This window comes from Kribbella sp. NPDC004138 (genome assembly GCF_053603655.1).
In genome coordinates this window covers 47026-70746 of record NZ_JBSGFZ010000014.1, presented here as the reverse complement: position 1 = coordinate 70746, position 23721 = coordinate 47026, and the positions used below count along the sequence as shown (strand labels likewise).

Genomic DNA, 23721 nt, shown 5'->3' with positions numbered 1-23721 from the left:
GGGGTTCGGCGGTCAGCCCACCTGCGGTGGTTGGGGTTCGGCGGTCAGCCCACCTGCGGTGGTTGGGGTTCGGCGGTCAGCCCACCTGCGGTGGTTGGGGTTCGGCGGTCAGCCCACCTGCGGTGGTCGCGGCAGGCGGTCATCTCTCGCCGCATGGGTCGGGTTCGCCGGGACGCTCACCGCGCCGGGGAGGCAGAGGCGGCTGCTCGACCAGCTGCCGCAGGACCGAGACGCCAAGCGTCAGTCCAGCCAGCGACCGTCTTCGAACAGCACGCGCTCCTTCAGCTCGTTCACCTCGCGCCAGGCCTGGATCCGCGTCGGCGTCACGCGGAAGAACGGGTAGTTGCCCAGCGGCCGCGGGTCGAAGCCGGCCTTCTCGGCGAACGCCTGGCCCTCGGCGTCCGACGGCTCGACGACCTCGACGGTGCCGGTCACATGGATCACGTCGCGCACCTCCCCCAGCGTCAGCTGTACGACGGGGTTCGCCAGCAGGTTGCGCCCGGTCGGGTTGGTCCGCGCGGTCGACAGCAGCAGCGTCCCGTCGCTCCACAGGAACGAGAGCGGCATCAGGTACGGCGTACCGTCCGGCGAAGCGGTGGACACCCAGGCGTCGACGTCCTGCTCGAGACGGGCCAAGGTGTCCTGCTTGCGCACGCCCAACGGGCGGGGTGCTGCCGTCATCGCTCGCTCCTCTGTCACATGTTGTGCTCGTGGTCCGTCAATCATCTGACGGCGCTCGGCCGGTCAGTGTGACAGGTGAAGGATGTGGTCGCGATGAGCGGGGACGAGTGGCTGGCGACGCGGTTCGAGCAGAACCGGGACCGGCTGCGGGCCGTCGCGTACCGGATCCTCGGGTCCGAGCCGGAGGCCGAGGACGCGGTCCAGGAAACCTGGATCCGGCTCAGCCGCAGCGACAGCGCGACGATCGACAACCTGGGCGGCTGGCTGACCACGGTGGTCGGGCGGATCTGTCTCGACATGCTGCGTGCGCGGCGCGGGCGACCCGAGCTGCCGGTCGGCGATCACGCGCCGGGGCTCGCGGACGACGTCGTACCGGATCCTGAACTCGAAGCAGTACAGGCGGATTCGGTCGGGCTGGCGTTGCTCGTCGTGCTCGAGACGCTGTCGCCGGCCGAGCGGCTCGCGTTCGTGCTGCACGACCTTTTCGCCGTGCCGTTCGAGGACATCGCGCCGATCATCGGGAAGTCGCCGGCGGCCGCGCGGCAGATCGCCAGCCGGGCGCGACGGCGCGTCCGCGGTACGCCGGAGCCGGCCGAGGTCGACGTACAGCGACAGAAGGAGGTCGTCACCGCGTTCCTCGCCGCGGCCCGGGGCGCCGACTTCTCGGGACTGTTGCGGGTGCTCGATCCGGAGGTCGTCGTCCGCGCGGATGCGGGCGCCGCGGCGTACGGCGGGCCGGCGGCCGAGGTGCTCGCCGGCGCGGAGCGCGTCGCACACGAGTTCTCCGGGCGGGCCGCGGCGGCGAAGCTGGTGCTCGTCGACGGCTGGCCCGGGCTGGTGTGGATGCGACGGGGCGAACCGCTGATTGTGTTCTCTTTCACCGTGGCCGGCGGGCGTGTCGCGGCGATCGATCTCCGGGGCGACACGGAGTACCTGGAAAACGTCGATCTGGTGACCTTGAAGGGGTGATCCGGCGGCGTGGCGAGTGGACAGAATGGATGGGACTCGTGTGACGGATGGGGCACTCCTCGCGCTCGTCGCGACACAGCGGAATCCGGTTTTTGTCCGGGCGGAAAGTGCGCTACTGTTCTGCTCTCGCACCGAGCGGAAACGCCCCGGAGCGAAGCGCGGACGTAGCTCAGTTGGTAGAGCGCAACCTTGCCAAGGTTGAGGTCGCCGGTTCGAACCCGGTCGTCCGCTCGGAGAGGGTTCGGCAGGCCACCGTCCTCACAAGGGAAAAGGCCTCAGTGGTGGAGTGGCCGAGAGGCGAGGCAACGGCCTGCAAAGCCGTGTACACGGGTTCGAATCCCGTCTCCACCTCGAGAACCTCAATCAGGTTCCAGACGGACGATTGGCGCAGCGGTAGCGCGCTTCCCTGACACGGAAGAGGTCACTGGTTCGATCCCAGTATCGTCCACGAAGTCGATAGGCGACTCGTGTCCGCGGAGAGCGCGGACCGGGTCGCCTTCGTCGTGTTGTGCGGCTGCGCTTCGCTTGCCGCCGGCGGGGGCTCCGCCACCCGCACCCCCTGCGCCGTCGCTTCGCTCGGCGGCGGTGGTCGGGTTGGGCGGTCAGCTCACCCGCGTGCGTTGGGTATGGCGGCAGTGGTCGGGTTGGGCGGTCGACTCACCCGCGCGGGTTCGGTACGGCGGCAGTGGCCGGGTTCGGCGGTCAACTCACCCGCGCGGGTTCGGTTCGCCGGCTCGTACGGACGGCGCCTGTCAGGTTGGGCAGTCGGCGCACCCGTGAGGGTTGAGTTCGGCGACGGAGCTGGGTTGAGCAGCCGACTCATCCGCGGGGCAGGCGCCGCCGCCTCGGTTGGCGGCGGCGCCTGTCCCCGGGGCTGGGATGGTTCAGTTGCGTGCGCCGTGGGACTGAGCTGCGATTGCTGCTAGGAGGATTGCGGCTCCTACGAGGGCTGGGGTGGTGAGGTGTTCGTGGAAGGCGAGGATGCCGATGGCTGCGGCGACGACCGGTTCCAGCAGAGCGATGGTGGCGGCTGTCGAGGCTTTCAGGGTCTTCAGGCCTGTGTAGAAGAGCGTGTACGCGAACGCCGTCGGGATCAGGCCGAAGTACGCGATCAGTAGCCAGCCGGTGAGTGTGGCCGGGAGGGCGGCGAAGGGGGCGAGGAAGGCGGCGCCGACGATGAAGCCCAGGAGTGCAGCGGTGACGGGGTCTGGGGTGTTGCGGTTCAGGAGTGTTGTCAGTGTGTAGCCCGCGGCAGAGGCTACGGCTGCTGCTATGCCGGTGAGACTGGCCGTCCCGGCGGTTGCCGACAGCAGGCCGAGGCCTGCGACAGCCACGAAGAGGGCCGGCGTCAGTCGTTCGCGGGCGGCGACGGCGACAAGGATCGGCGCGGCACCCAAGGCGATCACCGTGGCCGTACCGACGCCGACGCGCGGGATCGCGGTGAAGTAGCCGAGCTGGCAGACAGCCAAACCCAAGCCGCTCAGCACATGACGCACCGAGCCGGCCGCCGCCAACGGACGAAGCGGGGTACGGCGGGTGAGGAGGCGGGCAAGGATCAGCCAGAGGGCGGCGGATGCCAGGCGCCAGAAGGAGACGGCGAGTGGTGTGAGGCCCTGCTGGGTGAGAAGGGCGCCGGTCGGGCCGCCGGTGCCCCAGGCGACGGCGGCGGCGATGATGGCGACGAGGGCATGCCTCGTCGAGAGACGGTGGTGCATCGGACACTCCGGGAAGGTGTTCGCAACGAATGGTCGAGGCGTCTGCGAACAGCCCGAAGAAGCCCAGGCCGACGACCTGGGCGCGAGAGCAGCCGTCCGCTAAGCGGCGGCCGGCGGAGTGATGATGCGATGCACGAGGAGGACCTTAACCAGTCCCCCGCCGTCGGGCGAACGCATTTACATCCGCAGGTACGAACCCCCGTTGAAGTCCAGCACGGTCCCGGTGGCGAACTCGGCCTCGGGCGATGCCAGGTACAGGATCGCGGCGGCGACCTCGGACGGATCGGCCACGCGTTCGAGCGGGCTCTCCAGCCGGCGCCGGTCGTACCCGTCGCCGGCCAGGTTCACCGCGGCCATGTCTGTCACGGTCCAGCCCGGCGCGATCGCGGTGACCGCGATCCCGTCCGGCCCGAGCGCCCGCGCCAGCGACTGCGTGAACGAGACGATCGCCGCCTTCGAGGCGCCGTACGCCGGCTGGTTCGGCTCGCCGCGGAAGGCGCCTCGCGACGACACGTTCACGATCCGGCCGCCGCGCGGCATGTGCCGGACCGCGCACCAGGTGACGTTGGACGGGCCAACGAGATTCACCGCGAGCGTGTCCGTCCACGCCTGCTGCCATTCGGCGTACGTCGACTCGCGGATCCGATGCGGGTGGTACACGCCGGCATTGTTCACCAGGACATCGATCCCGCCGAGCGTCCGCGCCGCGTCGTCGACCGCGGTCCGGATCGCCTCCGGGTCGGCGAGGTCGGCCTGGACCATCACGTGTCCGGTCCCGGGAAGCTCCTTCAGGACCTGGGCCGCGGCGTCCGGCGAGGCGCTGTAGTGAACGGCTACGCGATCGCCCGCGGCAGCGAACGCCCGCGCCGCCGCCGCGCCGATCCCCCGCGAAGCCCCCGTCACCAGCACAGATCGGTTCATGGGACCGATCCTTTCATCAACCGCGAGGCTTGATGTCCCGCCGGTACGACTTGCTGGCCCGCACCCAGTCCTTCTTCGCCTGCGCCCGCAGCCGCGCGTCAGCCCGACGAGCCATGTACGCCGCTTCGCGCTGCAGCTTCACCCAGCTGTCGTAGCGCCGGTACGGCAACGACCCGTCCTCCAGCGCCGCCTGCACCGCGCATCCGGGCTCCATCACATGTGAGCAGTCCTTGAACTTGCACTGCTCCGCCAGCGACGTGATGTCGGGGAACGCCGCGGCCAGTCCTTCGCCGCTCTCCTGCAGACCGATCCCCCGCAGCCCCGGCGTGTCGATGACGACCCCGCCCGCGGGCAGCACGATCAGCTCGCGCCGTACCGACGTATGGCGGCCCTTGCCGTCCTCGCGGATCTCCTGCACGTCCAGCAGCTCCACACCGGCGAGAGCGTTCACCAGCGACGACTTGCCGGCACCACTCGAGCCGAGCAGCGCCAGCGTGGCGTTCCCGTCGAGCAGCGCCCGTACGTCGTCCATGCCCGCACCCGTGGTCGCGCTGCACACCAGTACGTCGGCACCGGGCGCGGCGAGCGCCACGTCCTCGGCCAGCGACTCGGCGTCCCCGACGAGGTCGGACTTGGTCAGTACGACGACCGGCCGCGCACCGCTCTCCCAAGCCAGCGCCAGGAACCGCTCGATGCGGACGATGTTCGGCTCCGGGACCAGACCGACGACGATGGCGATCACGTCGACGTTGGCGGCAAGCACCTGCCCGCGCGACGAACCGCCGACCTCGGCGCGCACGATCGTGGTCCGGCGCGGCAGCACCGACTCGAGCGTGATCCGGTCGTCCGGCCAGAACCGCAGGACGCCCCAGTCCCCTGTGCAGGGGCCGGCCTGGGCGTCGGAGGCCATCTCGGCGAGCAGTGCCCCGGACCAGCTGGCACGGACCGGACCGTCCTCGGTTAAGACCGTCGCCAGGCCCTTGTCGACCCGGGCGACGCGTCCCGGAACGAGGTCCTCCGGGACGGACTGCAGAAACTCGGCCGTGGAACTGTCGAGTCCCAGGGCCTGAAGTGTGGCTGACATGCGGCGAACCTTTCCGAGGGTCCGGCCGCGGGATCAGGTCAGCGGACGGACGGTGTAGGAGACAACGGCCCGACGGGCCTGTTGAAAGCTCATGGCGGTTGCCTCCCTCCTGGTTCCAGCGGTCCCGAGCTGGGGACCGTGTGTCGCGATGCGGTCAGCCTAGGTCGTCGGTGTCACCCTGCGCACCGGATTTTCCGACCGAAGCCGGCTTGCGCGCGGCCTCGGTCTCACCTTGAGCTTCAGGCTCAGGCTCAGGCTTCGGTCGAGGCACCGCATTGCGTGGCCGTTCGGCGAGCTTCTCGACCTTCCGCCCGAGTTGTGCCTCGGGCCGCTCCTCCTCAGCCACCGGGGTCAGCGTGTGGTCGTGGTGCGGCTCCGACTCCGCCTTCATCACCGGCTCGACCTCGTCGCCGGCCTCCTCGACCGTCGCGACCTTCCTGACCTCGGCGACCTGCGCCTTGTGCGGCCACAGCCGGTCCACGACCGCGTTCAGCGCGGCGCCGATGAGTACGGCGATCGCGGTCATGTAGAGCCACATCAGGACCGCGATCGGCGCGGCCAGCGGCCCGTAGATCGACGTACCGCCGACCGTGCTCTGCAGGATCCACCGGAGCACGAAGCTGCCCAGGATCCAGATCGACAGCGCCAGGAACGAGCCGGGCAGGTCGGAGACCCACGGCGTCCGGATCGGGACCGACAGGTGGTACAGGGTGTTCAGGAAGCCCGCGGACAGGATCGTGACCACCGGCCAGTACAGCTGGTTCAGGAAGTCCAGCCGGTGCGGCAGCAGCGCGTCGACCGCGTTCGGTCCGGCCAGCACCAGCGGCAGGACGATGACCCCGATGACGAGGGCCGCGCAGTACAGCGAGAACGACAGCGCCCGGGTCCGGACGATGCCCCGCTTGCCGCCCATCCCGTACATGATCGTGATGGTGTCGACGAACACGTTCAGCGCGCGGCTGCCGGACCACAGGGCCAGCACGAAACCGATCGAGATGACGTCCGGCCGGCCGCCGTTCAGCACCTGGTCGAGGGTCGGCGCGATGACGTTCTTGATCGAGTCGTCGGTCAGCGCCCGGGCGGCCAGGTCGACGATCTGCTGCTTGATGTCGTTGATCGTCTCGACCTCGAACCACTTGCTCGCGATGTAACCGAGCGAGCCGGCCAGCCCAAAGATCAGCGGCGGCAGCGAGAGGATCGCGAAGAACGCCCCCTCGGCCGCGAGTCCGGTGACCCGGTAGCGCAGACAGACGCCGACCGTCTGGGTGAGCAGCTTCCAGGTCGTCGCGGGGACCTTGCGAACCCATGCCAATGAGAGGGAGCTCCCACCAGTGGGTCCTGCCCCAGAACGTGCCATACCGCTTACCGTACTGACATGGCGGACCCATTCGCGGTAACGAATCAGGCTCCCCCACTGCGGGGCGTGAACTTCTTCACCCAGGACCGGCCCCTCGGTGACGCTCTGCGTCCGTACGCCGACCTGACGGCGGATCCCGGCCTCGGCCGGATCGGCGAGCTCGCGGGCTCCGAGGAGGCCCGTGCGCACGCCCTCCCGGCGAATCAGAACCCGCCGGTCCTGCGCACCCACGACCGCTACGGGAACCGGATCGACGAGGTCGAGTTCCACCCGTCGTGGCACTGGCTGATGGAGCAGGCGGTCGGGTTCGGGCTCCAGGCCGCGCCCTGGACGACCCAGCCGAGCGACCACCCGGCGCCGCATCTGACCCGCGCCGCCGGGTTCTACCTGTGGTCGCAGGTCGAGCCCGGGCACGGCTGCCCGATCTCGATGACGTACGCCGCGGTGCCGGCGCTGAGGGCGGACGAGCAGCTCGCCAAGGAATGGGTCCCACAGCTGGCGTCGACCCGGTACGACGTACGGCGGTTGCCGGTCGGGGCGAAGCGCGGCGTACTCGCCGGGATGGGGATGACCGAGAAGCAGGGCGGCTCCGACGTCCGGGCGAACCTCACCACCGCGACCCCCGCCGGGGACGTGTACCAGCTGAACGGGCACAAGTGGTTCTGCTCCGCGCCGCAGGTGGACCTCTTCCTGGTCCTGGCGCAGGCGCCGGACGGACTGAGCTGCTTCGTCGTACCGCGGGTTCTTGCCGACGGCAACCGGAACCCGTTCGCGCTGCAGCGGCTCAAGGACAAGCTCGGGAACCGGTCGAACGCGTCGTCGGAGGTCGAGTTCCACGGCACGATCGGGTACCGGCTGGGAGACGAGGGCGCCGGAGTGCGGACGATCATCGAGATGGTCGCGGCGACCCGGCTGGACTGTGTGCTGGGCTCCGCGGCCCTGCAGCGGCGGGCGCTGGTCGAGGCTGTTTGGCATACGCGGCACCGGAGCGCGTTCGGTGGGTTGCTGGCGGACAAGCCTGCCATGCAGAACGTGCTGGCGGATCTCGCGATCGAGTCCGAGGCAGCGACGGCCCTGGGGATGCGCCTGGCCGCCGCGGTGGACGCCGCGACCGCGGGCGACCCGCAGCAGGCGGCGTTTCGGCGGATTGCGTTACCTCTCGCGAAGTTCTGGGTGTGCAAGCGGACGCCGTTCATGGTGGCCGAGGCGCTGGAATGCCTCGGCGGGAACGGGTACGTCGAGGAGTCCGGGCTGCCGCTGCTCTACCGGGAGTCGCCGCTGAACTCGATCTGGGAGGGGTCGGGCAACGTCAACGCGCTCGACGTCCTGCGGGCGCTGCGCCGCCCGGAGTCGCTCGACGCGTGGCTGACGGAGATGGCTGCCGTTCAGGGTGCCGATCAGCGGCTGGACGCGGCGGCGAACGACGTACTGCAAGCGCTTGCTGACACCGAGAATGCCGAAGCAGGTGCCCGCCGACTGGCTGCGCGGATGGCCCTGTGCCTGCAGGCCTCGCTGCTGATCCGGAACTCGACCCCCACTGTCGCGGACGCCTTCGTCGCGTCCCGCCTGGCGAACGACTGGGGCGGTGTCTTCGGCACTCTCCCCCGCTCAACCCCCTTCCCCGCAATCATCGACCGCGCCCTCTGACACGTTGCGTCCGAAGAACCGGAGTGACGTCTCGCCAGTTCTTCGGACGTAAGCGACGACGGGGGCGGCGCGCGCGATAGGGTGAGGCGTCGCGACTGGCGCGCTAGGTGGAGAACCACCGGGGAGCGAAGAACGCGGGCACCGTGCGCCTGGGTGCCGGCGACCCACTGCAACCGCAGGAGAGACAACGATGACTCAACCCTTCGACGCCGCCGCCGCGTCGGCCGCGTACAACAACGCGCTGCAGGTGATCGCCGCGGTGGAGCCCACGATCGCCGGCGCGATCAAGGCCGAGCTGGCCGACCAGCGGTCCTCGCTGAAGCTGATCGCGAGTGAGAACTACGCCTCCCCCGCCACCTTGCTCACGATGGGCAACTGGCTGTCGGACAAGTACGCCGAGGGCACCATCGGGCACCGCTTCTACGCCGGCTGCCAGAACGTCGACACCGTCGAGCAGACCGCGGCCGACCACGCGCGGGCCCTGTTCGACGCTCCGCACGCCTACGTCCAGCCGCACTCCGGTATCGACGCGAACCTGGTCGCGTTCTGGGCGATCCTGGCCCAGCGGATCGAGTCCCCGGCGCTGGCCGAAGCGGGCGCGAAGCACGTCAACGACCTGACCGAACAGGACTGGACCAAGCTCCGCAAGGCGCTCGGCGACCAGAAGATGCTCGGCATGTCGCTGGACGCCGGCGGTCACCTGACGCACGGTTTCCGGCCGAACATCTCCGGCAAGATGTTCAACCAGCACTCCTACGGCACCGACCCGGCGACCGGGCTGCTCGACTACGACGACGTCGCCCGCAAGGCCCGCGAGTTCAAGCCGCTGATCCTGATCGCCGGCTACTCGGCGTACCCGCGCAAGGTGAACTTCGCGAAGATGCGCGAGATCGCCGACGAGGTCGGCGCGACTCTGATGGTCGACATGGCGCACTTCGCCGGCCTGGTCGCGGGCAAGGTCTTCACCGGCGACTTCGACCCGGTCCCGCACGCGCACGTCACGACGACCACGACGCACAAGTCGCTGCGCGGGCCGCGCGGCGGCATGGTCCTGTGCCAGCCGGAGTACGCCGAGTCCGTCGACCGCGGCTGCCCGATGGTCCTGGGCGGCCCGCTCAGCCAGACGATGGCCGCGAAGGCCGTCGCGCTGGCCGAGGCGCGGCAGCCCTCGTTCCAGGAGTACGCGCAGGCGGTCGCCGACAACGCGGTCACGCTTGCCGACGGCCTGATGAAGCGCGGCGTCAAGCTGGTGACGGACGGCACCGAGAACCACCTGGTCCTGCTCGACGTCTCGTCGTACGGCATCACCGGCCGGCAGGCCGAGTCGGCGCTGCTCGACGCGGGCATCGTCACCAACCGCAACGCCGTCCCGCGCGACCCGAACGGCGCCTGGTACACGTCGGGCGTCCGGATCGGTACGCCGGCGCTCACCACGCGCGGCTTCGGCGCCGACGAGTTCGACCGGGTCGCCGAGCTGATCGTCGACGTGCTCTCCGCGACCACGCCGACGACCACCTCCGCGGGCGCACCGTCCAAGGCGAAGTACGTGCTGGCCGACGGCGTCGCCGACAAGACCAAGGCCGCCTCGGCCGAGATGCTCGACAAGTTCCCGCTGTACCCGGGCCTCGTGCTCAACTGACACGCAAACCAGCGCCCGCTCCCCCGTGGAGCGGGCGCTGTGTCGTGTGATCAGGAGTCCTGCACACCCGTCAGCACGTCCGGCGAGGGCTTCGCGGCGCGCTTCGGCATCAGTACGGCCGCGAGGACCGCGCCGGTGACAGCGATGCCGGCGGACACCCACATCGTGGTGTTCAGGCTGGTCAGGAAGGCGTCGCGCACGCTGTTCGCAAGATCGGCCGACCCCGTCTTCGCGGCCACCGCGAGTCCGCCGCCGAGGCCCTTCTCGACCGCGTCCGCTGCCTGCGCCGGCAGACCTGTGGTGTCGACGTCGTGGCGGTAGACCGAGTTCAGGACGGTGCCGAGGACGGCGACCCCCACCGTGCCGCCGACCTGGCGGAACGCCTGCAGCAGACCCGATCCGGTGCCGGCCCGCTCCGGGTCGAGGACGCCGAGCGCCGCGTTCATTGCCTGCGGCATCGAGCACCCGAGGCCGAAGCCGACCACGGCGAACCAGGTCGCGGTGTAGCCGTACCCGGTGCCGAGGTCGGTGAAGGCGCCGAGCACGGACCCGGCCGCCATCACCGCGAAACCGGTCATCACGACCAGCCGGGTGCCGACGCGGGCCTCGACCGGTTCGGCCAGCTTCGCGCCGACCGTCATACCGCCGATGAACGGCAGCAGCTTCAGCCCGGTGTGCAGCGCGTCGGACCCGTTGATGCCCTGGAAGTACTGCGGCATCGTGAACAGCAGCCCGAAGATCGCGAACACCGAGACGGTCAGCAGCACGGCGCCGCCGGTGAACACCTTCTCGCTGAACAACCGCAGCTCGATCAGCGGACCGGCGGCCCGCCGCTGCCAGATCAGGAACGCGCCGATCAGGACGACGGCCAGCGCGAGGTACACGATCGTGACGCCGTCACCCCAGGACGTCTCGCCGGCCTTCGTCACGCCGTACACCAGAGCCGCCAGACCCGCGCTGGACAAGACGATGCCGGGCCAGTCGATGGCCGGGCGGTTCGAGCTGCGGCTCTCCGGGACGAGCAGCGTGACGGCGAACGCGGCGAGGAACGCGATCGGCACGTTGATCACGAAGATCCACTGCCAGCCGGCGTGGTCGAGCAGCAGGCCGCCGACGATCGGGCCGAGTGGCATACCGATGCTGTTGGCAACGACGAAGAACCCGATCGCCTTCTTCCGCTCCTCCGCGGTGCGGAACAGCACGGTGATCAGCGACAGCGCGACCGGAACGATCATCGCCGCGCCGATCCCGAGGAACGCCCGGGCGGCGATCAGCTGACCGGCCGAGTCCGACAGCGCGCAGGCGACGGACGCCAGCCCGAACAGGGACAGCGCGATCGCGATGATCCTGCGCCGGCCGTACCGGTCGCCGAGCAGCCCGGCCGGCAGCAGCAGCGCGGCGAGCACCAGGTTGTAGCTGTTCGCCATCCATTGCAGCTGGCTGGTGGACGCGTCCAGGTCCTGGGAGAGCGTCGGGAGGGCGACGTTGAGCACGGTGGTGTCCAGGCCGAGGACGAGGACGGCGAGACACAGGGCGATGAGCACACCGAAGCGCCGCGCACCGGTGAGCGCCGGCGAGGAAGTGCCGATGGTCGAAGTCATGAAATTCAAAATATCAGAAGTTTGTGATAGTTACGATAGATCAGATTACTGTAAGCTTCAACCATGGCGGAGGAACCGAGCCGGGAGGCAGTCAGCCAGTTCGTCGAGCGCTTCGCGGGCGTGCTGGCGAACAGCGGCGTACCGACGATGTCGGCGCGGGTGATGGGCGCGATGCTGGTCAGCCCGACCGGCACGATGACGGCGGCCGAGCTCGCCGACTCGCTGAAGATCAGCCAGCCCGCCGTGTCCGGCGCCGTCCGGCAACTGCTCCAGGTCTCCTTCATCTCCCGCGAGCGGCTGCAGGGCTCGCGCAAGGACCACTACCGGATCCGCGAGGACGTCTTCGCGGCGATCCTCGAGCGCCGCAACCTGGCCCTCAGCGAGTGGGAGTCGACCAGCCGATCCGGCGCGTCGCTGTTCGGCGAGGACTCCCCCGTCGGCCGGCGCCTCACCGAAGCGGCCGACTTCTTCGCCTTCATCCACGCCGACATGGACCAGATGATCAAGAATTGGCGCTCGGAACACCCACGGTGAACCGCCGCGAGGCGAAGCGGCTCGTCGGTACGGCGTGGCTGGACAGCGACTACCGCACCGCGTGGGAGACCCGTCACGTCGCGGGCCGAGTTGCGCGCGCGGACGTCGTTCGCCTCCCGGCTGGCGCGGGCGGTGTCCGCGGACGAGTGGCCGCAGATCATCGCCGAGTACGAGCGGCGCCGGCGCGGCGAGCGACCGCAGTACCGGTACGTCGGGCATCGGCCGCTGAACGCGACGTCGCACGCGCTGATGGACGAGGCCTGGGTGCGGGGCGACCTGCCGACGGATCCGTTCCGGGCGTGGAACGTGCTGAAGTACGAGGACGAGGGAGCCTTCTACAGCTCGTTCTTCACGCACGGCAACGCGCGCGGGTATGCCGGCGGTGAGACGAACGTGGGGTTCCAGCGCGGGCGGGTCGTGTTCGACGTGAACTGGCGGCGAAGCGCCTTGCTCGCCGGCGAGCAGGCAGTCCTTCGCCGCAGCCGGTTCCTCCGCGCGAAGGAGCTGGTCAAGTTCTTCCGGACCGAGCTGAAGGAGGTCGTCCGACCCCCGGCCGAGTCCGCTGCGGCGCCCACGACGTACGAGGACGTCTACACTCCCGAGGTGGTCGCAGCCGTCGCCGACTTCACGAAACCCGAAGCGCTGCGCTCGCCGACTGCTCGCGGGGAGACCACGCCGGACCGGCACCGTGCGTCCGCGATCGAGGTCGCCAACACCGTGGAGCGCGCTCTGCCACCCTTGACCGCCGCGCCACGACCCTCGGCCGGCGTGCCGGAAGCCGGCAGTACGACGTCGCACGGCGCCCGCGCGGATCATCCACGCCGGCCGGACGGCCCCGTTCGTTGAGCCCTACTTGCAGGTTGTGCTGATCGGGGGTGCTGAGAGGTCTGCCTGCAGCTGACGGGCCGCGGCGACAGCGACGGCGTCGGCGCCGTGCGGGGCGACGACCTGCATCCCGACCGGGAGACCGTTCGACAGACCGGCCGGGACGCTCACCGCGGGATGACCGGTCACGTTGAAGACCCAGCACGGATCGCCGGTCACGATGCTCTGTTCGTGCTGGTCGTAGCCGTGGGCAACGGTCAGCGTCGTCGGAGTCACCAGGACGTCGACCTCCGCGAAGAGGTCGGCGAGCGCGGTGTTGTTGTGGTCCCGGATCTCACGGGCCCGGTTGGCTGCGGCGGCCACCGAACCCCGTCCGTTGTCGAGCGCCGACAGGACCGGCCACGCCTCGTCCGTGGGTGCGAGCTTCAACGGCACGTCGACCACCTGGACGTCAGTCGCCGCCAGGCGTTCACGCAGTACGCGATCGACGCCATCCTCCGCGGGACAGGCGCCCAGCGTCGAGAAGTACGCAACCCGCCACCGCCGGGTGGACTCGGTCGGTACCGGCCAGTGCGGCAGGGCCGACGGGTCGAGGCGGTGCGGCCCGCTGGCGATGCTCGTCGCGAGGACGACGTCGTCGAGGTCCGCGCCGATCACGCCGGCCGTGGTCAGCCCGCCGAGCCCGCGCCCACCCGGCCGCGGCACGCGACCGTACGTGCCCTTGAACCCGACGATCCCGCAGAACGCCGCCGGGATCCGCAACGATCCGCCGCTGTCACCACCGGTAGCGAGCGGTACGACGCCCGCCGCCACCGCGGCCGCTCCCCCCGCGGTCGAACCGCCGGGCGACCGCTCGGGATCCCACGGATTCCGGGTGTACTCCCGCCCGTTCCACCCGAACGTCAGCGACACGGCACCCGGCCGCGCCCGCGTCGCCCACCCGATCGGGATCGCTCCGGCCGTGACCAGGCGTTCCAGGATCGGCGACTCGGGCGGCGTCCGCGCCTTGATCAAGAACGGCACACCCGCCAGCGCCCCGGTCGGTCCCAACCGCTCCGCCGTCCGCCGCGCCCGCTCCGCGTCGAGCTCCTCGACAAAGTGCAGCAGAGGATCCAGCCGCTGAGCGGCGTCGAGAGCGGCCTCGACAACCTCGAGCGCGGTCACACTGCCCGACCGCACCGACGCCGCAGTCTCACGGGCCGTCATCCGGCGACGAGGGCGTAGGCGAAGGGGAGCCGGCGATCCAGCCACGGAGCTTTGATCGTGATCGACTTGGTTGCTTCGGACAACATGACGACGTCGTCGCCGGCTCGCCACTCGAGGACGCGTTCCTTGGTGGGCTGGTCGCCGCCCTCGGCGCCGAAGCTGGTGAGGGCGTCGAGGACGCCGGTGAAGATGCGGCCCGCAGCCTTCTCGGCAAGTTGTTTGGCGTCGCCGCTCAGCCACTCGGTGCGCCCGACGATCTCCGGACGGCCGGGCTGGTCGATACGCCAGTTCGGGCGCAGCAACGGCCGCGTCGACGGGATGCGGGTGATGGAGCCGAGAGATGAATCGTCGGCACCGCGCACGGTCCAGGAGTCGGGACCCGCCGCTACGGCGACGCACAGCAATTGGGTCAGTTCGGCGTCGAGGTACAGCGAGTGGTCCGGCCCGGCGTACGCGCACGCCGCGAGCACCCGGTCGTGCTTCCCGCCCTGCGGCACCCGAATCGCCTTCGGCCCCCAGCCGATCTTCTTGCGCTTCGGCGTAGCCGGCCGCTCGACCGTACCGACGGTGAATTGGCGGACGCTCTCCCAGCCGGACACCTGCGCGAGTTTACGGCAGCTGCGACGCGAGCGTGCACGCTCGACAGGACGTATCCATCCCGAGCCGGCAGGCGCACGCGGGACGACCCGCGCGGAAGGCAGACATGTCCTGTCGACCCTGCACATGAGTTCAGCGATTGACCCGGGCCGCCGCCCACAGGACCAGGGCCGCGAACAACGATGCGACGAGCACGCAGGCGACGGGAATGCTCGAGAGGCTGATCAAGGCGCCGAAGCCGGTCATCGCGACGGGCATCAGGGCCTCGTCGGACAGGTTCACGATGCTGAAGCTGCGACCGAGGTACGCCGGGGCGACCGACTGCTGGAACGCCGCCGACAACTGCGCCGACGCGATCCCGGCCGTGCAGCCGATCATTGCCATCGCGACGAAGACACCGAGCTTCGGCATCAGCCCGATCATCGCGCATCCGGCCGCCTGGACGACGAGTGCGAGCAGACCGGATCGCGCCAGGTCGGCCGGCTTCCACCGCATCGCCACCAGCGCACCGACCGCGGCGGCGACCCCGGAACACGCCTCGAACCACCCGTACCAGGCCGAGCCCCAGCCCGCGGAGTGCGTGCGTTGCACCAGACCGACGGCGAGGATCGGGCCGACGCACAGATTCAGCCCGGAGAACGCGATCACCAGCGTCCGCGCCCGGAGGTCCCGCTTCAGGTAGCCGAAGCCGTCGCGCAGGTCCGCGCGGATCGACCGCCCCACCGACACCGGCTGCGGGAGCCGGGGCTTCACCAGGAACGCGAGTGCCAGCGCGATCACCACGAACGACGTCGCGTCGGCGATCATCACCGTGATCAGCCCGCCGTGCGCGACCAGCAGGCCGCCGAGCGGAGCGCCCGCGAAGATCGCGAGCCGCTGCGCCAGTTGCGAGCCTGCCGACAGCTTCACCAGGTCCTCCGAGCGGACCATCCGCCGCGGTAGCGTCCCGGAGGCAGGTGTGTAGAGCGCGTCGACGGCGCCGAAGACGACAGCGACCGTCAGCAGCAGCGCCAGGGACAGACCCCAGATCGCCACGGCCGTCGCGGCGAGGGTCAGTACGACGATCCGCGCGAGGTTGGCCAGGATCATCGTCCGGCGGCCGTCGAACCGGTCGGCCAGCGCGCCGCCGTACAGCAGGATGAGCGCCTTCGGCAGGGCGCCGACGCCCATCACCAGTCCGGCGCCTGCCGGGGTCGTGATCTGGGCGGCGCTCCACGCGAGTCCGACGTACCACGCCATGTCCCCGGCCTGCGAGACCGCGGCCGACGCGATCCATCCGTGCACCCGACGGTCTCTCCGGAGCGGCGGGAAGACCTCGGTGGTCACGGGCGGGCAGGGACGGCGTGGGCGAAGAAGAAGACGCGGTGCGCGTCGTCGCCCTCGGCGGGGTTGTCGTGGTACTCCCGGACCAGGTCCTCGACCCGCTCGCTCAGCTCGACGAGCTGGTCGGGCGTCAATGTGAGCCATCTCTCGGTCGCGTACGCCGCCCGCACCCAGGGCTCGCCGAACTCGTGCCGGATGTCGAACCACTGCCGCACCTTGCCGACGTGATGGGCGAGGTTCGCGTCTTCGGCGGTGGCCGCGACGAGCTCGCCGGCCGGGTCCCCGTGCGCGTCGGCGATGGACCACGAGTACTCCGAGGTGTCGCCGAGCTTCCACCAGCGTTCGCGGCGGTTCCGCGCCAGCTCCGGGGCTTCGACGATCACGCCCGCGGACGCGAGAACCTTCAGGTGATGGCTGATGTTGCCGACAAGTTCTCCGGTCGCGGCGGCCAGCGCGGAGGCGGTCGCGGGACCGTCGACGGACAGCAGGTCGAGCAGCCGGCGGCGCAGCGGATGGTGCATGGCGGCGAGCACGGACGGCGTCACGGTCCGGCGGTTGGCGGGTGTCATGACGAGCAGCGTACGTCGCACAAGAACTCTTGCACAAGAATTCTTGCGGACTGTGTTCGGTAGCAGAATCAATCTCCAGCAGACTGGTAGACATAGCCACATCGTGAGATTGGGTCTCACGATGTAGGAATGGGAGTTGATTTGTCAGGCTCTGACGCTGACGCTTGTGGACATGCTCGCTGCCCTCTCCACCCACCTCGTAGGTCGCATTCATGTCGACCTCGGGCGGATGCGCAGCGCCATCTGTTGTCCTTCGATGTTCTGACAGCCACCCTGCCCGGGCCAACGACGGCCCCCTGATCACCCCCGATCACCGCTGGGTGCGCACCGCGCGGAACGCATCGAACCGACGACGCTTCGATCTGCCGCTCGCAGGTGAGCACCTGTCACGAGGACAAGGACACGCCCCGATGACTGCCGGCGTCACCTCTGCTGCCCGGAAACCGGCCCGCCCCCGCAAGGGCAAGGGCGAAGGCCAGTGGGCACTCGGATACCGCGAGCCGCTCAACAAGAACGAAGAGAACAAGAAGAACGACGACGGCCTGAACGTCCGGGCCCGGATCGAGAACGTCTACGCGCACCGCGGTTTCGACTCGATCGACCCCGCCGACCTGCGCGGCCGGTTCCGCTGGTGGGGTCTGTACACGCAGCGCAAGCCCGGGATCGACGGCGGCAAGACCGCGACGCTCGAGCCGGAGGAGCTGGACGACCGCTACTTCATGATGCGGGTCCGGGTCGAGGGCGGCCAGCTCACCGCCGAGCAGCTCCGGGTGATCGCGGAGATCTCCACGACGTACGCGCGCGACACCGCGGACATCACCGACCGGCAGAACATCCAGCTGCACTGGATCGCGATCGAGGACGTGCCGGCGATCTGGCAGCGGCTCGAGGCGGTCGGCCTGTACACGACCGAGGCCTGCGGTGACGTGCCGCGGGTGGTGATCGCCAGTCCGGTGGCGGGGATCGCCGCGGACGAGATCATCGACCCGACGCCGGCCATCGACGAGATCGTCGAGAAGTACATCGGCTCGGACGAGTTCTCCAATCTGCCGCGCAAGTTCAAGACCGCGCTGACCGGGCACCCTTCGCACGACGTCGTGCCGGAGGTGAACGACATCGCGTTCGTCGGTGTGGTGCACCCCGAACACGGCCCGGGCTTCGACCTGTGGGTCGGCGGCGGCCTGTCGACGAATCCGATGCTCGCGCAGCGGCTCGGCACCTGGATCCCGCGCGACGAGGTCGCGCAGGCCTGGTGGGGCGTCACCAGCATCTTCCGCGACTACGGCTACCGCCGGCTGCGCAACCGCGCCCGGCTGAAGTTCCTGCTCGCCGACTGGGGTGTGGACAAGTTCCGCGAGGTGCTCGAGGAGAAGTACCTCAAGCGCAAGCTGATCGACGGCCCGGCGCCCGAGGTGCCGGCCGTCCAGGGCGACCACGTCGGCGTACACAAGCAGAACGACGGCAAGTACTTCGTCGGCGTCGCGCCGGTCGTCGGCCGGGTCTCCGGTACGTCGCTGGCGCAGGTCGCGGACGTCGTCGCGCGGCACGGGTCGAACCGGATCCGGACGACCGCGCAGCAGAAGCTGCTGGTGCTGGACGTGGAGGAGTCGCAGGTCGACTCGCTCGTCGCCGAGCTGGACGCGCTCGGGTACCAGGCGAACCCGTCGGCGTGGCGGCGGAACACGATGGCCTGCACCGGTATCGAGTTCTGCAAGCTGGCGATCGTCGAGACCAAGGCCAAGGCCGCGCAGCTGATCAACGAGCTCGAGGAGCGGATCCCCGAGCTCGACGTACCGATCACGGTGAACGTCAACGGCTGCCCGAACTCCTGCGCCCGGATCCAGGTCGCGGACATCGGCCTGAAGGGCCAGCTGGTCCTCGACGCCGACGGCCACCAGGTGCCCGGCTACCAGGTGCACCTCGGCGGCGGCCTCGGGCTGGACGCCGGGTTCGGCCGCAAGCTCCGCGGCCACAAGGTCACCGCCGACGACCTCACCGACTACGTGGAGCGTGTCACCCAGAACTACCTGAAGGAGCGCAACGAGGGCGAGCGCTTCGCCCAGTGGGTCACCCGAGCGGACGAGGAGGCACTGACATGAGCGAGCGTGCGGCGCCCCTCTACTGCCCGTACTGCGGAGACGAGGACCTCAGGCCCTCCGAGGACGGCCATGGCACGTGGGAGTGCCGGCCGTGTGCACGGGTGTTCCAGCTGAAGATGATCGGGTTGCGGGTGACGGTGGAATGAGTGACTTGAAGACGATCGCCGAGGAGGCGAACGAACGGCTCGCCGATGCGTCGGCGGTCGAGGTGCTCGCGTGGGCACGGGAGACGTTCGGCGACGAGCTCGTCGTCACCGCCTCGATGGCCGACGGTGCGCTCCCGCACCTGGCGGCGCAGGCGGCGCCGGGCGTCGACGTACTGTTCCTGGACACCGGCTACCACTTCGCCGAGACGATCGGGACCCGGGACGCGGTCGCGGCCACGCTGCCGATCCACCTGATCAACGCGACCCCGCGGCAGACGGTCGCGGAGCAGGATGCGGAGTACGGCGAGAAGCTGCACGACCGCGACCCGAACAAGTGCTGCGCGCTGCGCAAGGTCGAGCCGCTGAACCGGTACCTGTCCGGCTACAAGGCCTGGGTCACCGGCATCCGCCGCGAGGAGGCGCCGACGCGGGCCAACACACCGCTCGTCGAGTACGACGAGAAGCGCGACATGGTCAAGCTCAACCCGATCGCGCCGTGGACGCAGGAGGACCTGGACGGCTACATCCAGGACAACGGCGTACTCGTGAACCTGCTGCAGTACGACGGCTACCCGTCGATCGGCTGCGAGCCGTGCACGCAGCGCGTCGCGCCTGGTGAGGACCCGCGCAGCGGCCGCTGGGCGGGCACCGGCAAGGTGGAATGCGGGTTGCACACATGACCACGACCGTGACTGAGTTGGACGCTCTCGAGAGCGAATCGATCTTCGTGTTCCGCGAGGTGGCGGCGGAGTTCGAGCGGCCGGTGATCCTGTTCTCCGGCGGCAAGGACTCGATCGTCATGCTGCACTTGGCGCGGAAGGCGTTCGCGCCGGCCGGCGTGCCGTTCACGTTGCTGCACGTCGACACCGGCCACAACTTCCCCGAGGTGCTGGCCTACCGCGACTCGGTCGTCGAGGAGCTCGGGCTGCGGCTCGAGGTCGCGCAGGTCGAGGACTACATCGCCGACGGCCGGTTGCGGGAGCGTTCCGACGGCACCCGCAACCAGCTGCAGACGATTCCGTTGCTGGACGCCATCAACGCACACCGGTTCGACGCCGTGTTCGGCGGCGGCCGCCGCGACGAGGAGCGGGCCCGGGCGAAGGAGCGGATCTTCAGCCTGCGCGACGAGTTCGGGCAGTGGGACCCGCGCAACCAGCGCCCGGAGCTGTGGTCGCTGTACAACGGCAAACACCGCCCGGGTGAGCACGTGCGGGTGTTCCCGCTGTCGAACTGGACCGAGCTGGACGTGTGGCACTACATCGAGCGTGAGCAGATCCCGCTGCCGAGCATCTACTACGCGCACGAACGGGACGTGTTCGAGCGCGACGGCATGTTGCTTGCCGTCGGCCCCTACTCGCAGCCGCGCGACGGCGAGATCGTCGGCAGCCGCGTGGTCCGGTACCGGACCGTCGGGGACATGTCCTGCACCGGCGCGGTGGCCTCCACCGCGACCAGTGCGGCCGAGGTCGTGATCGAGGTCGCGGCCAGCGAGATCACCGAACGCGGCGCCACCCGCGCCGACGACCGGGCCAGCGAGGCCGCGATGGAAGACCGTAAACGAGAGGGGTACTTCTGATGAGCACCCTGCTGCGGCTCGCGACCGCGGGCTCGGTCGACGACGGGAAGTCGACGCTGGTCGGCCGGCTGCTGCACGACTGCAAGGCGATCCTCGCCGACCAGATCGCGCACGTGCGGACCGTGTCCGAGGCGCGCGGCGGTGACTTCGATTTCGCGCTGCTCACCGACGGCCTGCGGGCCGAGCGGGAGCAGGGCATCACGATCGACGTCGCCTACCGGTACTTCGCCACCGACAAGCGGTCGTTCATCCTGGCCGACTGCCCCGGGCACGTGCAGTACACCCGCAACACCGTGACCGGCGCCTCCACCGCGGACGTCGTCATCATCCTGGTCGACGCCCGGCACGGCGTCCTCGAGCAGACCCGCCGGCACCTCGCCGTCGCCGGCCTGCTCCGGGTCCCGCACGTCGTCCTCGCGGTCAACAAGATCGACCTGGTCGGCTACGACGAGGCCGTGTACACCAAGATCGCCAAGGACGTCGGCGAGGTCGCCGACCAGCTCGGCATCGCCGACCTGCAAGCCATCCCGGTGTCCGCGCTCGTCGGCGACAACGTCGTCGAGCGGTCCGCCGAGACCGCCTGGTACGACGGGCCGACCCTGCTGGAGCTCCTGGAGAACGCGACCGGCCGCACCGACACCTCGACGCAGCCGCTGCGCTTCCCGGTGCAGTACGTGATCCGGCCGCAGACCGACGACGAGTACCGCGACTACCGCGGCTACACCGGCACCGTTGCCTCCGGCACGGTCACGGTCGGCGACCCGGTCATCGTGCTGCCCGCGGGCCGCCGTACGTCGATCGCCGGTATCGACCGCCCGGTCGTCACCGCCACGTCGACCGCGGTGGCCGAGCGGCCGTCCGCGGTCGCCGGCGAGGCGGTCACCGTCCGGCTCGCCGACGACATCGACGTCGCCCGCGGCTCGGTGATCGTCGCGGCCGAGGCCTCCCCCGGCACCCGCCGGGAACTGGCCGCCACCGTCAGCTGGCTGTCCGACCGGCCGCTGACGGTCGGAGCCCGGGTGCTGATCAAGCACACCACGACGACCGCGCAGGCGATCGTCACCAAGATCACCGGGGCGCTGGACCTCGACACGCTCGGCGTCATCGATGCCACCGAGCTGGGCCTCAACGACATCGGCAAGGTGCAGCTCAAGGTCGCCGCACCGCTGGCCGCCGATCCGTACTCCAGCAACGCCATCACCGGATCGTTCCTGCTGATCGACGCCCACGACGGGTGGACGCTCGCAGCCGGCATGATCGACGACGAAGAAGGGGAACTGCTGTGACTGCTCCAGCGCTCGTGATCCTCGCCCACGGCAGCCGCGACCCGCGTTCGGCCGCCACCGTCCACTCGCTCGTCACGTGCCTGCGCGGGATGCGGGACGACCTGCGGATCGAAGCCTCCTTCCTCGACCACTGCCCGCCCACGCCGTACCAGGTGATCGGCAAGCTCGCCGCCGAAGGCGTCGAGGAGGTCGTCGTCCTCCCGCTGCTGCTGTCGTCGGCGTACCACGCCAAGATCGACGTACCGGCCGTCGTCGACGAGGCCCGGACCCGGTTCCCGAACCTGCGGATCATCGCCTCCGACGTGCTCGGGTACGACGACACGCTGCTCGACGTCCTCGACCGCCGGATGCGTGCGGAGCTGAAGGACGGCAGGGTGCGGGAGCTGGACGCGCTGGTGCTGGCCTGCGCCGGTTCCAGCGACTCGCACGCGAACGCCAGCGTGACCCGCCTCGCGCGGCTGTGGGGCCAGCGCCACAAGCTGCCGGTGACCGCCGCGTTCGTCGCCGCCGCATCCCCGTCTCCCGCCGAGGCGGTGCTCCAATGGCGCCTGGAGGGTCGCCGCCACGTGGCGGTCGGCTCGCTGTTCCTCGCGCCCGGGGTGCTCCCGGACCAGGCCGAAACCACCTCACGCCGGGCCGGCGCGGTCGCCGTGTCCGCGCCGCTGGGCGTGAGCGCCGAGGTGGCCCGGCTGGTCCTGCTCCGCTACGGCGTGGCCGGCCTGGACCTGCTCACCCTCGAGCCGGCCCCGCGCCCGGTCATCGCCCGCCCGGAGCTCGTCCGGACCGCCTAGAACCGGTGCGGGTCGACGAAGGAGACGTCAGTGGAGGGCGTCTCCTTCGTCGTGATCTGCGCCAGCAGCTCGCCGAGACCGGCGCAGTGCTTGAAGCCGTGCCCGCTGTCGCCGCCGGCGATCACCACGCGCTCGTCGTACCGCCCGGCCAGGAACTGCCCGTCGGGCGAGTCCGTGACCATGCACGGCATCACCTTCACCGGCTCGGGATCGAGCTCCGGGAAGTGCTGCGCGATCGCGGCGGACAGCTCGGCGATGTCCTTGCGCGGGTGGATGTAGCGGTCGAGCTCGTCGGGGTCGACGTCCCGGTCGCGCTCCGCGCCGTCGAGGCCGACCTTCACGAGGAAGTCCTCGTCGGACCCGTGCCCCCACAGTCCGCGGCCGTCGGCGAACTCCCAGATGAACGACGGGAAGTTCCGCAGCTGGAACGCCTCCGCGGCCGGATCCTTCGGCTGGAACCAGAACAACGGCGTCCGGCGCGGTGACAGCGGCAGCCCCGGGACGAGCTTGCTCAGCCAGGCGCCGGTGCTGACGACGACCTGCTCGGCGGTGATGCTGGTCGTCGGCGTCCGCACCGTCACCCCGTCCGGGCGGACGTCGATCGCCGTCACCATCGTGTGCGGATAGACGGTCGCCCCCAACCGCTGAGCCTCCGCGACGTGTGCTCGTACGGCCGGCTCCGCGTAGCAGATCCCCGCGTCCGGATCCCAGACCGCAACGTCGTCGTCTGCGAGTGCGTACTGCGGGAAGCGCTCGGCCAGCTCGTCGTGCGAGAGGTCCGTCGTCCGCGCGCCCGCGGCCCGCCGGGCACCGGTCACCGGGCGGCTCACCGGACCGCCGACGTTCAGCGAGCCGGTCTGCCGGACGTACGTCTCGCCGGTCCGCTCCCCCAGCTCGGTCCACAACGCCAGCGACGTCCGCGCGATCGCGGTCAGCCCGGGATGCTCCATACACGCCACGCGGAACAGCCGCGTCGTCCCGTGCGACGAGCCGAACGCGTGCCCGATCGCCTGCCGCTCGATCCCGACCACGTCGACCCCGCGCTCCGCCAGCCGCCACAGCGCCGCCGACCCGAACGCCCCCAACCCGACGACCACCACGTCCGCCTGCAGACCCGTCATGCCGTCACCCTATGACCCGGCCGAAGGTCGGACC

At 70.1% G+C, this 23721-nt stretch carries 22 protein-coding genes, 3 tRNA genes and 1 riboswitch; of the genes, 14 read left to right on the top strand and 11 right to left on the bottom strand.

Annotation, left to right across the window (positions count from 1 at the left end):
* Positions 1–240: 240 nt before the first annotated feature.
* Complete coding sequence (locus ACWEOO_RS20780) at positions 241–681, bottom strand: pyridoxamine 5'-phosphate oxidase family protein (protein WP_452144370.1); 441 nt, start codon at positions 679–681, stop codon at positions 241–243.
* A 93-nt stretch (positions 682–774) separates the two neighbouring features.
* Here ACWEOO_RS20780 and ACWEOO_RS20775 point away from each other — a divergent pair, with 93 nt between their 5' ends.
* From ACWEOO_RS20775 to ACWEOO_RS20760, 4 genes are all read left to right on the top strand, one after another.
* A complete protein-coding gene (locus ACWEOO_RS20775) occupies positions 775–1650 on the top strand; it encodes a sigma-70 family RNA polymerase sigma factor (protein ID WP_452144369.1) in 876 nt (291 codons plus the stop codon).
* 158 nt (positions 1651–1808) lie between these two features.
* Positions 1809–1881 (top strand) — tRNA-Gly (locus tag ACWEOO_RS20770).
* A 49-nt stretch (positions 1882–1930) separates the two neighbouring features.
* Positions 1931–2001: transfer RNA gene (locus ACWEOO_RS20765), tRNA-Cys, on the top strand.
* A 25-nt stretch (positions 2002–2026) separates the two neighbouring features.
* A tRNA-Val gene (locus ACWEOO_RS20760) sits at positions 2027–2098 on the top strand.
* A 436-nt stretch (positions 2099–2534) separates the two neighbouring features.
* Here the strand turns inward: ACWEOO_RS20760 and ACWEOO_RS20755 are convergent.
* The 4 genes from ACWEOO_RS20755 to ACWEOO_RS20740 form a co-directional block, all read right to left on the bottom strand.
* Positions 2535–3365, bottom strand: a complete 831-nt coding sequence (locus ACWEOO_RS20755) for an EamA family transporter (protein ID WP_452144368.1) — start codon at positions 3363–3365, stop codon at positions 2535–2537.
* A 177-nt stretch (positions 3366–3542) separates the two neighbouring features.
* Positions 3543–4286 (bottom strand): SDR family NAD(P)-dependent oxidoreductase, encoded by a 744-nt coding sequence (locus ACWEOO_RS20750; RefSeq protein ID WP_452144367.1) that lies wholly within the window; start codon positions 4284–4286, stop codon positions 3543–3545.
* 16 nt (positions 4287–4302) lie between these two features.
* The gene (gene rsgA / locus ACWEOO_RS20745; RefSeq protein ID WP_452144366.1) at positions 4303–5370 is read right to left on the bottom strand and encodes a ribosome small subunit-dependent GTPase A; all 1068 of its coding nucleotides are present in this window, start codon (positions 5368–5370) and stop codon (positions 4303–4305) included.
* 154 nt (positions 5371–5524) lie between these two features.
* A complete protein-coding gene (locus ACWEOO_RS20740) occupies positions 5525–6682 on the bottom strand; it encodes a YihY/virulence factor BrkB family protein (protein WP_452144365.1) in 1158 nt (385 codons plus the stop codon).
* Between the two features lie 63 nt (positions 6683–6745).
* Between ACWEOO_RS20740 and ACWEOO_RS20735 the strand changes: the two genes are divergently transcribed.
* Positions 6746–8374, top strand: coding sequence for an acyl-CoA dehydrogenase family protein (locus ACWEOO_RS20735; RefSeq protein ID WP_452144364.1), 1629 nt, complete (start codon positions 6746–6748; stop codon positions 8372–8374).
* An 81-nt stretch (positions 8375–8455) separates the two neighbouring features.
* Positions 8456–8536, top strand: a riboswitch (ZMP/ZTP riboswitch).
* Between the two features lie 28 nt (positions 8537–8564).
* Positions 8565–10013, top strand: a complete 1449-nt coding sequence (locus tag ACWEOO_RS20730; protein ID WP_452144363.1) for a glycine hydroxymethyltransferase — start codon at positions 8565–8567, stop codon at positions 10011–10013.
* Between the two features lie 50 nt (positions 10014–10063).
* Here the strand turns inward: ACWEOO_RS20730 and ACWEOO_RS20725 are convergent, their stop codons facing one another.
* Positions 10064–11614 carry a DHA2 family efflux MFS transporter permease subunit gene (locus ACWEOO_RS20725; RefSeq protein WP_452144362.1) on the bottom strand — a complete coding sequence of 517 codons (1551 nt, stop codon included), beginning with the start codon at positions 11612–11614 and terminating at the stop codon, positions 10064–10066.
* A gap of 63 nt (positions 11615–11677) precedes the next feature.
* Between ACWEOO_RS20725 and ACWEOO_RS20720 the strand changes: the two genes are divergently transcribed.
* Positions 11678–12148, top strand: coding sequence for a GbsR/MarR family transcriptional regulator (locus tag ACWEOO_RS20720; RefSeq protein ID WP_452144361.1), 471 nt, complete (start codon positions 11678–11680; stop codon positions 12146–12148).
* Between the two features lie 90 nt (positions 12149–12238).
* Positions 12239–12994, top strand: a complete 756-nt coding sequence (locus ACWEOO_RS20715; protein WP_452144360.1) for a hypothetical protein — start codon at positions 12239–12241, stop codon at positions 12992–12994.
* Between the two features lie 3 nt (positions 12995–12997).
* Here the strand turns inward: ACWEOO_RS20715 and ACWEOO_RS20710 are convergent, their stop codons facing one another.
* The 4 genes from ACWEOO_RS20710 to ACWEOO_RS20695 form a co-directional block, all read right to left on the bottom strand.
* Complete coding sequence (locus ACWEOO_RS20710; RefSeq protein ID WP_452144359.1) at positions 12998–14179, bottom strand: amidase; 1182 nt, start codon at positions 14177–14179, stop codon at positions 12998–13000.
* On the bottom strand, positions 14176–14778 hold the full coding sequence (locus ACWEOO_RS20705; protein ID WP_452144358.1) for a hypothetical protein: 603 nt from the start codon (positions 14776–14778) through the stop codon (positions 14176–14178). The genes ACWEOO_RS20710 and ACWEOO_RS20705 overlap by 4 nt, the downstream gene beginning before the upstream one ends.
* Positions 14779–14908: 130 nt before the next feature.
* Positions 14909–16102, bottom strand: coding sequence for an MFS transporter (locus tag ACWEOO_RS20700; RefSeq protein WP_452144357.1), 1194 nt, complete (start codon positions 16100–16102; stop codon positions 14909–14911).
* On the bottom strand, positions 16099–16668 hold the full coding sequence (locus ACWEOO_RS20695; RefSeq protein WP_452144356.1) for a helix-turn-helix domain-containing protein: 570 nt from the start codon (positions 16666–16668) through the stop codon (positions 16099–16101). The genes ACWEOO_RS20700 and ACWEOO_RS20695 overlap by 4 nt, the downstream gene beginning before the upstream one ends.
* Positions 16669–17078: 410 nt before the next feature.
* Here ACWEOO_RS20695 and ACWEOO_RS20690 point away from each other — a divergent pair, with 410 nt between their 5' ends.
* The 6 genes from ACWEOO_RS20690 to ACWEOO_RS20665 are packed head-to-tail and all read left to right on the top strand — an operon-like array spanning position 17079 to position 22566.
* Entirely contained in the window at positions 17079–18767 is a 1689-nt protein-coding gene (locus tag ACWEOO_RS20690) for a nitrite/sulfite reductase (protein WP_452144355.1), read from the top strand.
* Entirely contained in the window at positions 18764–18913 is a 150-nt protein-coding gene (locus tag ACWEOO_RS20685; RefSeq protein ID WP_355690782.1) for a hypothetical protein, read from the top strand. The genes ACWEOO_RS20690 and ACWEOO_RS20685 overlap by 4 nt, the downstream gene beginning before the upstream one ends.
* Positions 18910–19593: a phosphoadenylyl-sulfate reductase gene (locus ACWEOO_RS20680; RefSeq protein WP_359929162.1), complete on the top strand. Its 684-nt coding sequence runs from the start codon at positions 18910–18912 to the stop codon at positions 19591–19593. Before ACWEOO_RS20685 ends, ACWEOO_RS20680 begins: the two co-directional genes overlap by 4 nt.
* The gene (cysD, locus tag ACWEOO_RS20675) at positions 19590–20489 is read left to right on the top strand and encodes a sulfate adenylyltransferase subunit CysD (RefSeq protein ID WP_452144354.1); all 900 of its coding nucleotides are present in this window, start codon (positions 19590–19592) and stop codon (positions 20487–20489) included. The genes ACWEOO_RS20680 and cysD overlap by 4 nt, the downstream gene beginning before the upstream one ends.
* Complete coding sequence (locus tag ACWEOO_RS20670; RefSeq protein WP_452144353.1) at positions 20489–21775, top strand: sulfate adenylyltransferase subunit 1; 1287 nt, start codon at positions 20489–20491, stop codon at positions 21773–21775. The genes cysD and ACWEOO_RS20670 overlap by 1 nt, the downstream gene beginning before the upstream one ends.
* On the top strand, positions 21772–22566 hold the full coding sequence (locus ACWEOO_RS20665) for a sirohydrochlorin chelatase (protein ID WP_355690774.1): 795 nt from the start codon (positions 21772–21774) through the stop codon (positions 22564–22566). Before ACWEOO_RS20670 ends, ACWEOO_RS20665 begins: the two co-directional genes overlap by 4 nt.
* On the opposite strand, the gene solA is transcribed toward ACWEOO_RS20665, so the two are convergent.
* On the bottom strand, positions 22563–23687 hold the full coding sequence (gene solA, locus ACWEOO_RS20660) for an N-methyl-L-tryptophan oxidase (protein WP_452144352.1): 1125 nt from the start codon (positions 23685–23687) through the stop codon (positions 22563–22565). The two genes, ACWEOO_RS20665 and solA, sit on opposite strands and share 4 nt — an antisense overlap.
* Positions 23688–23721: the final 34 nt, after the last annotated feature.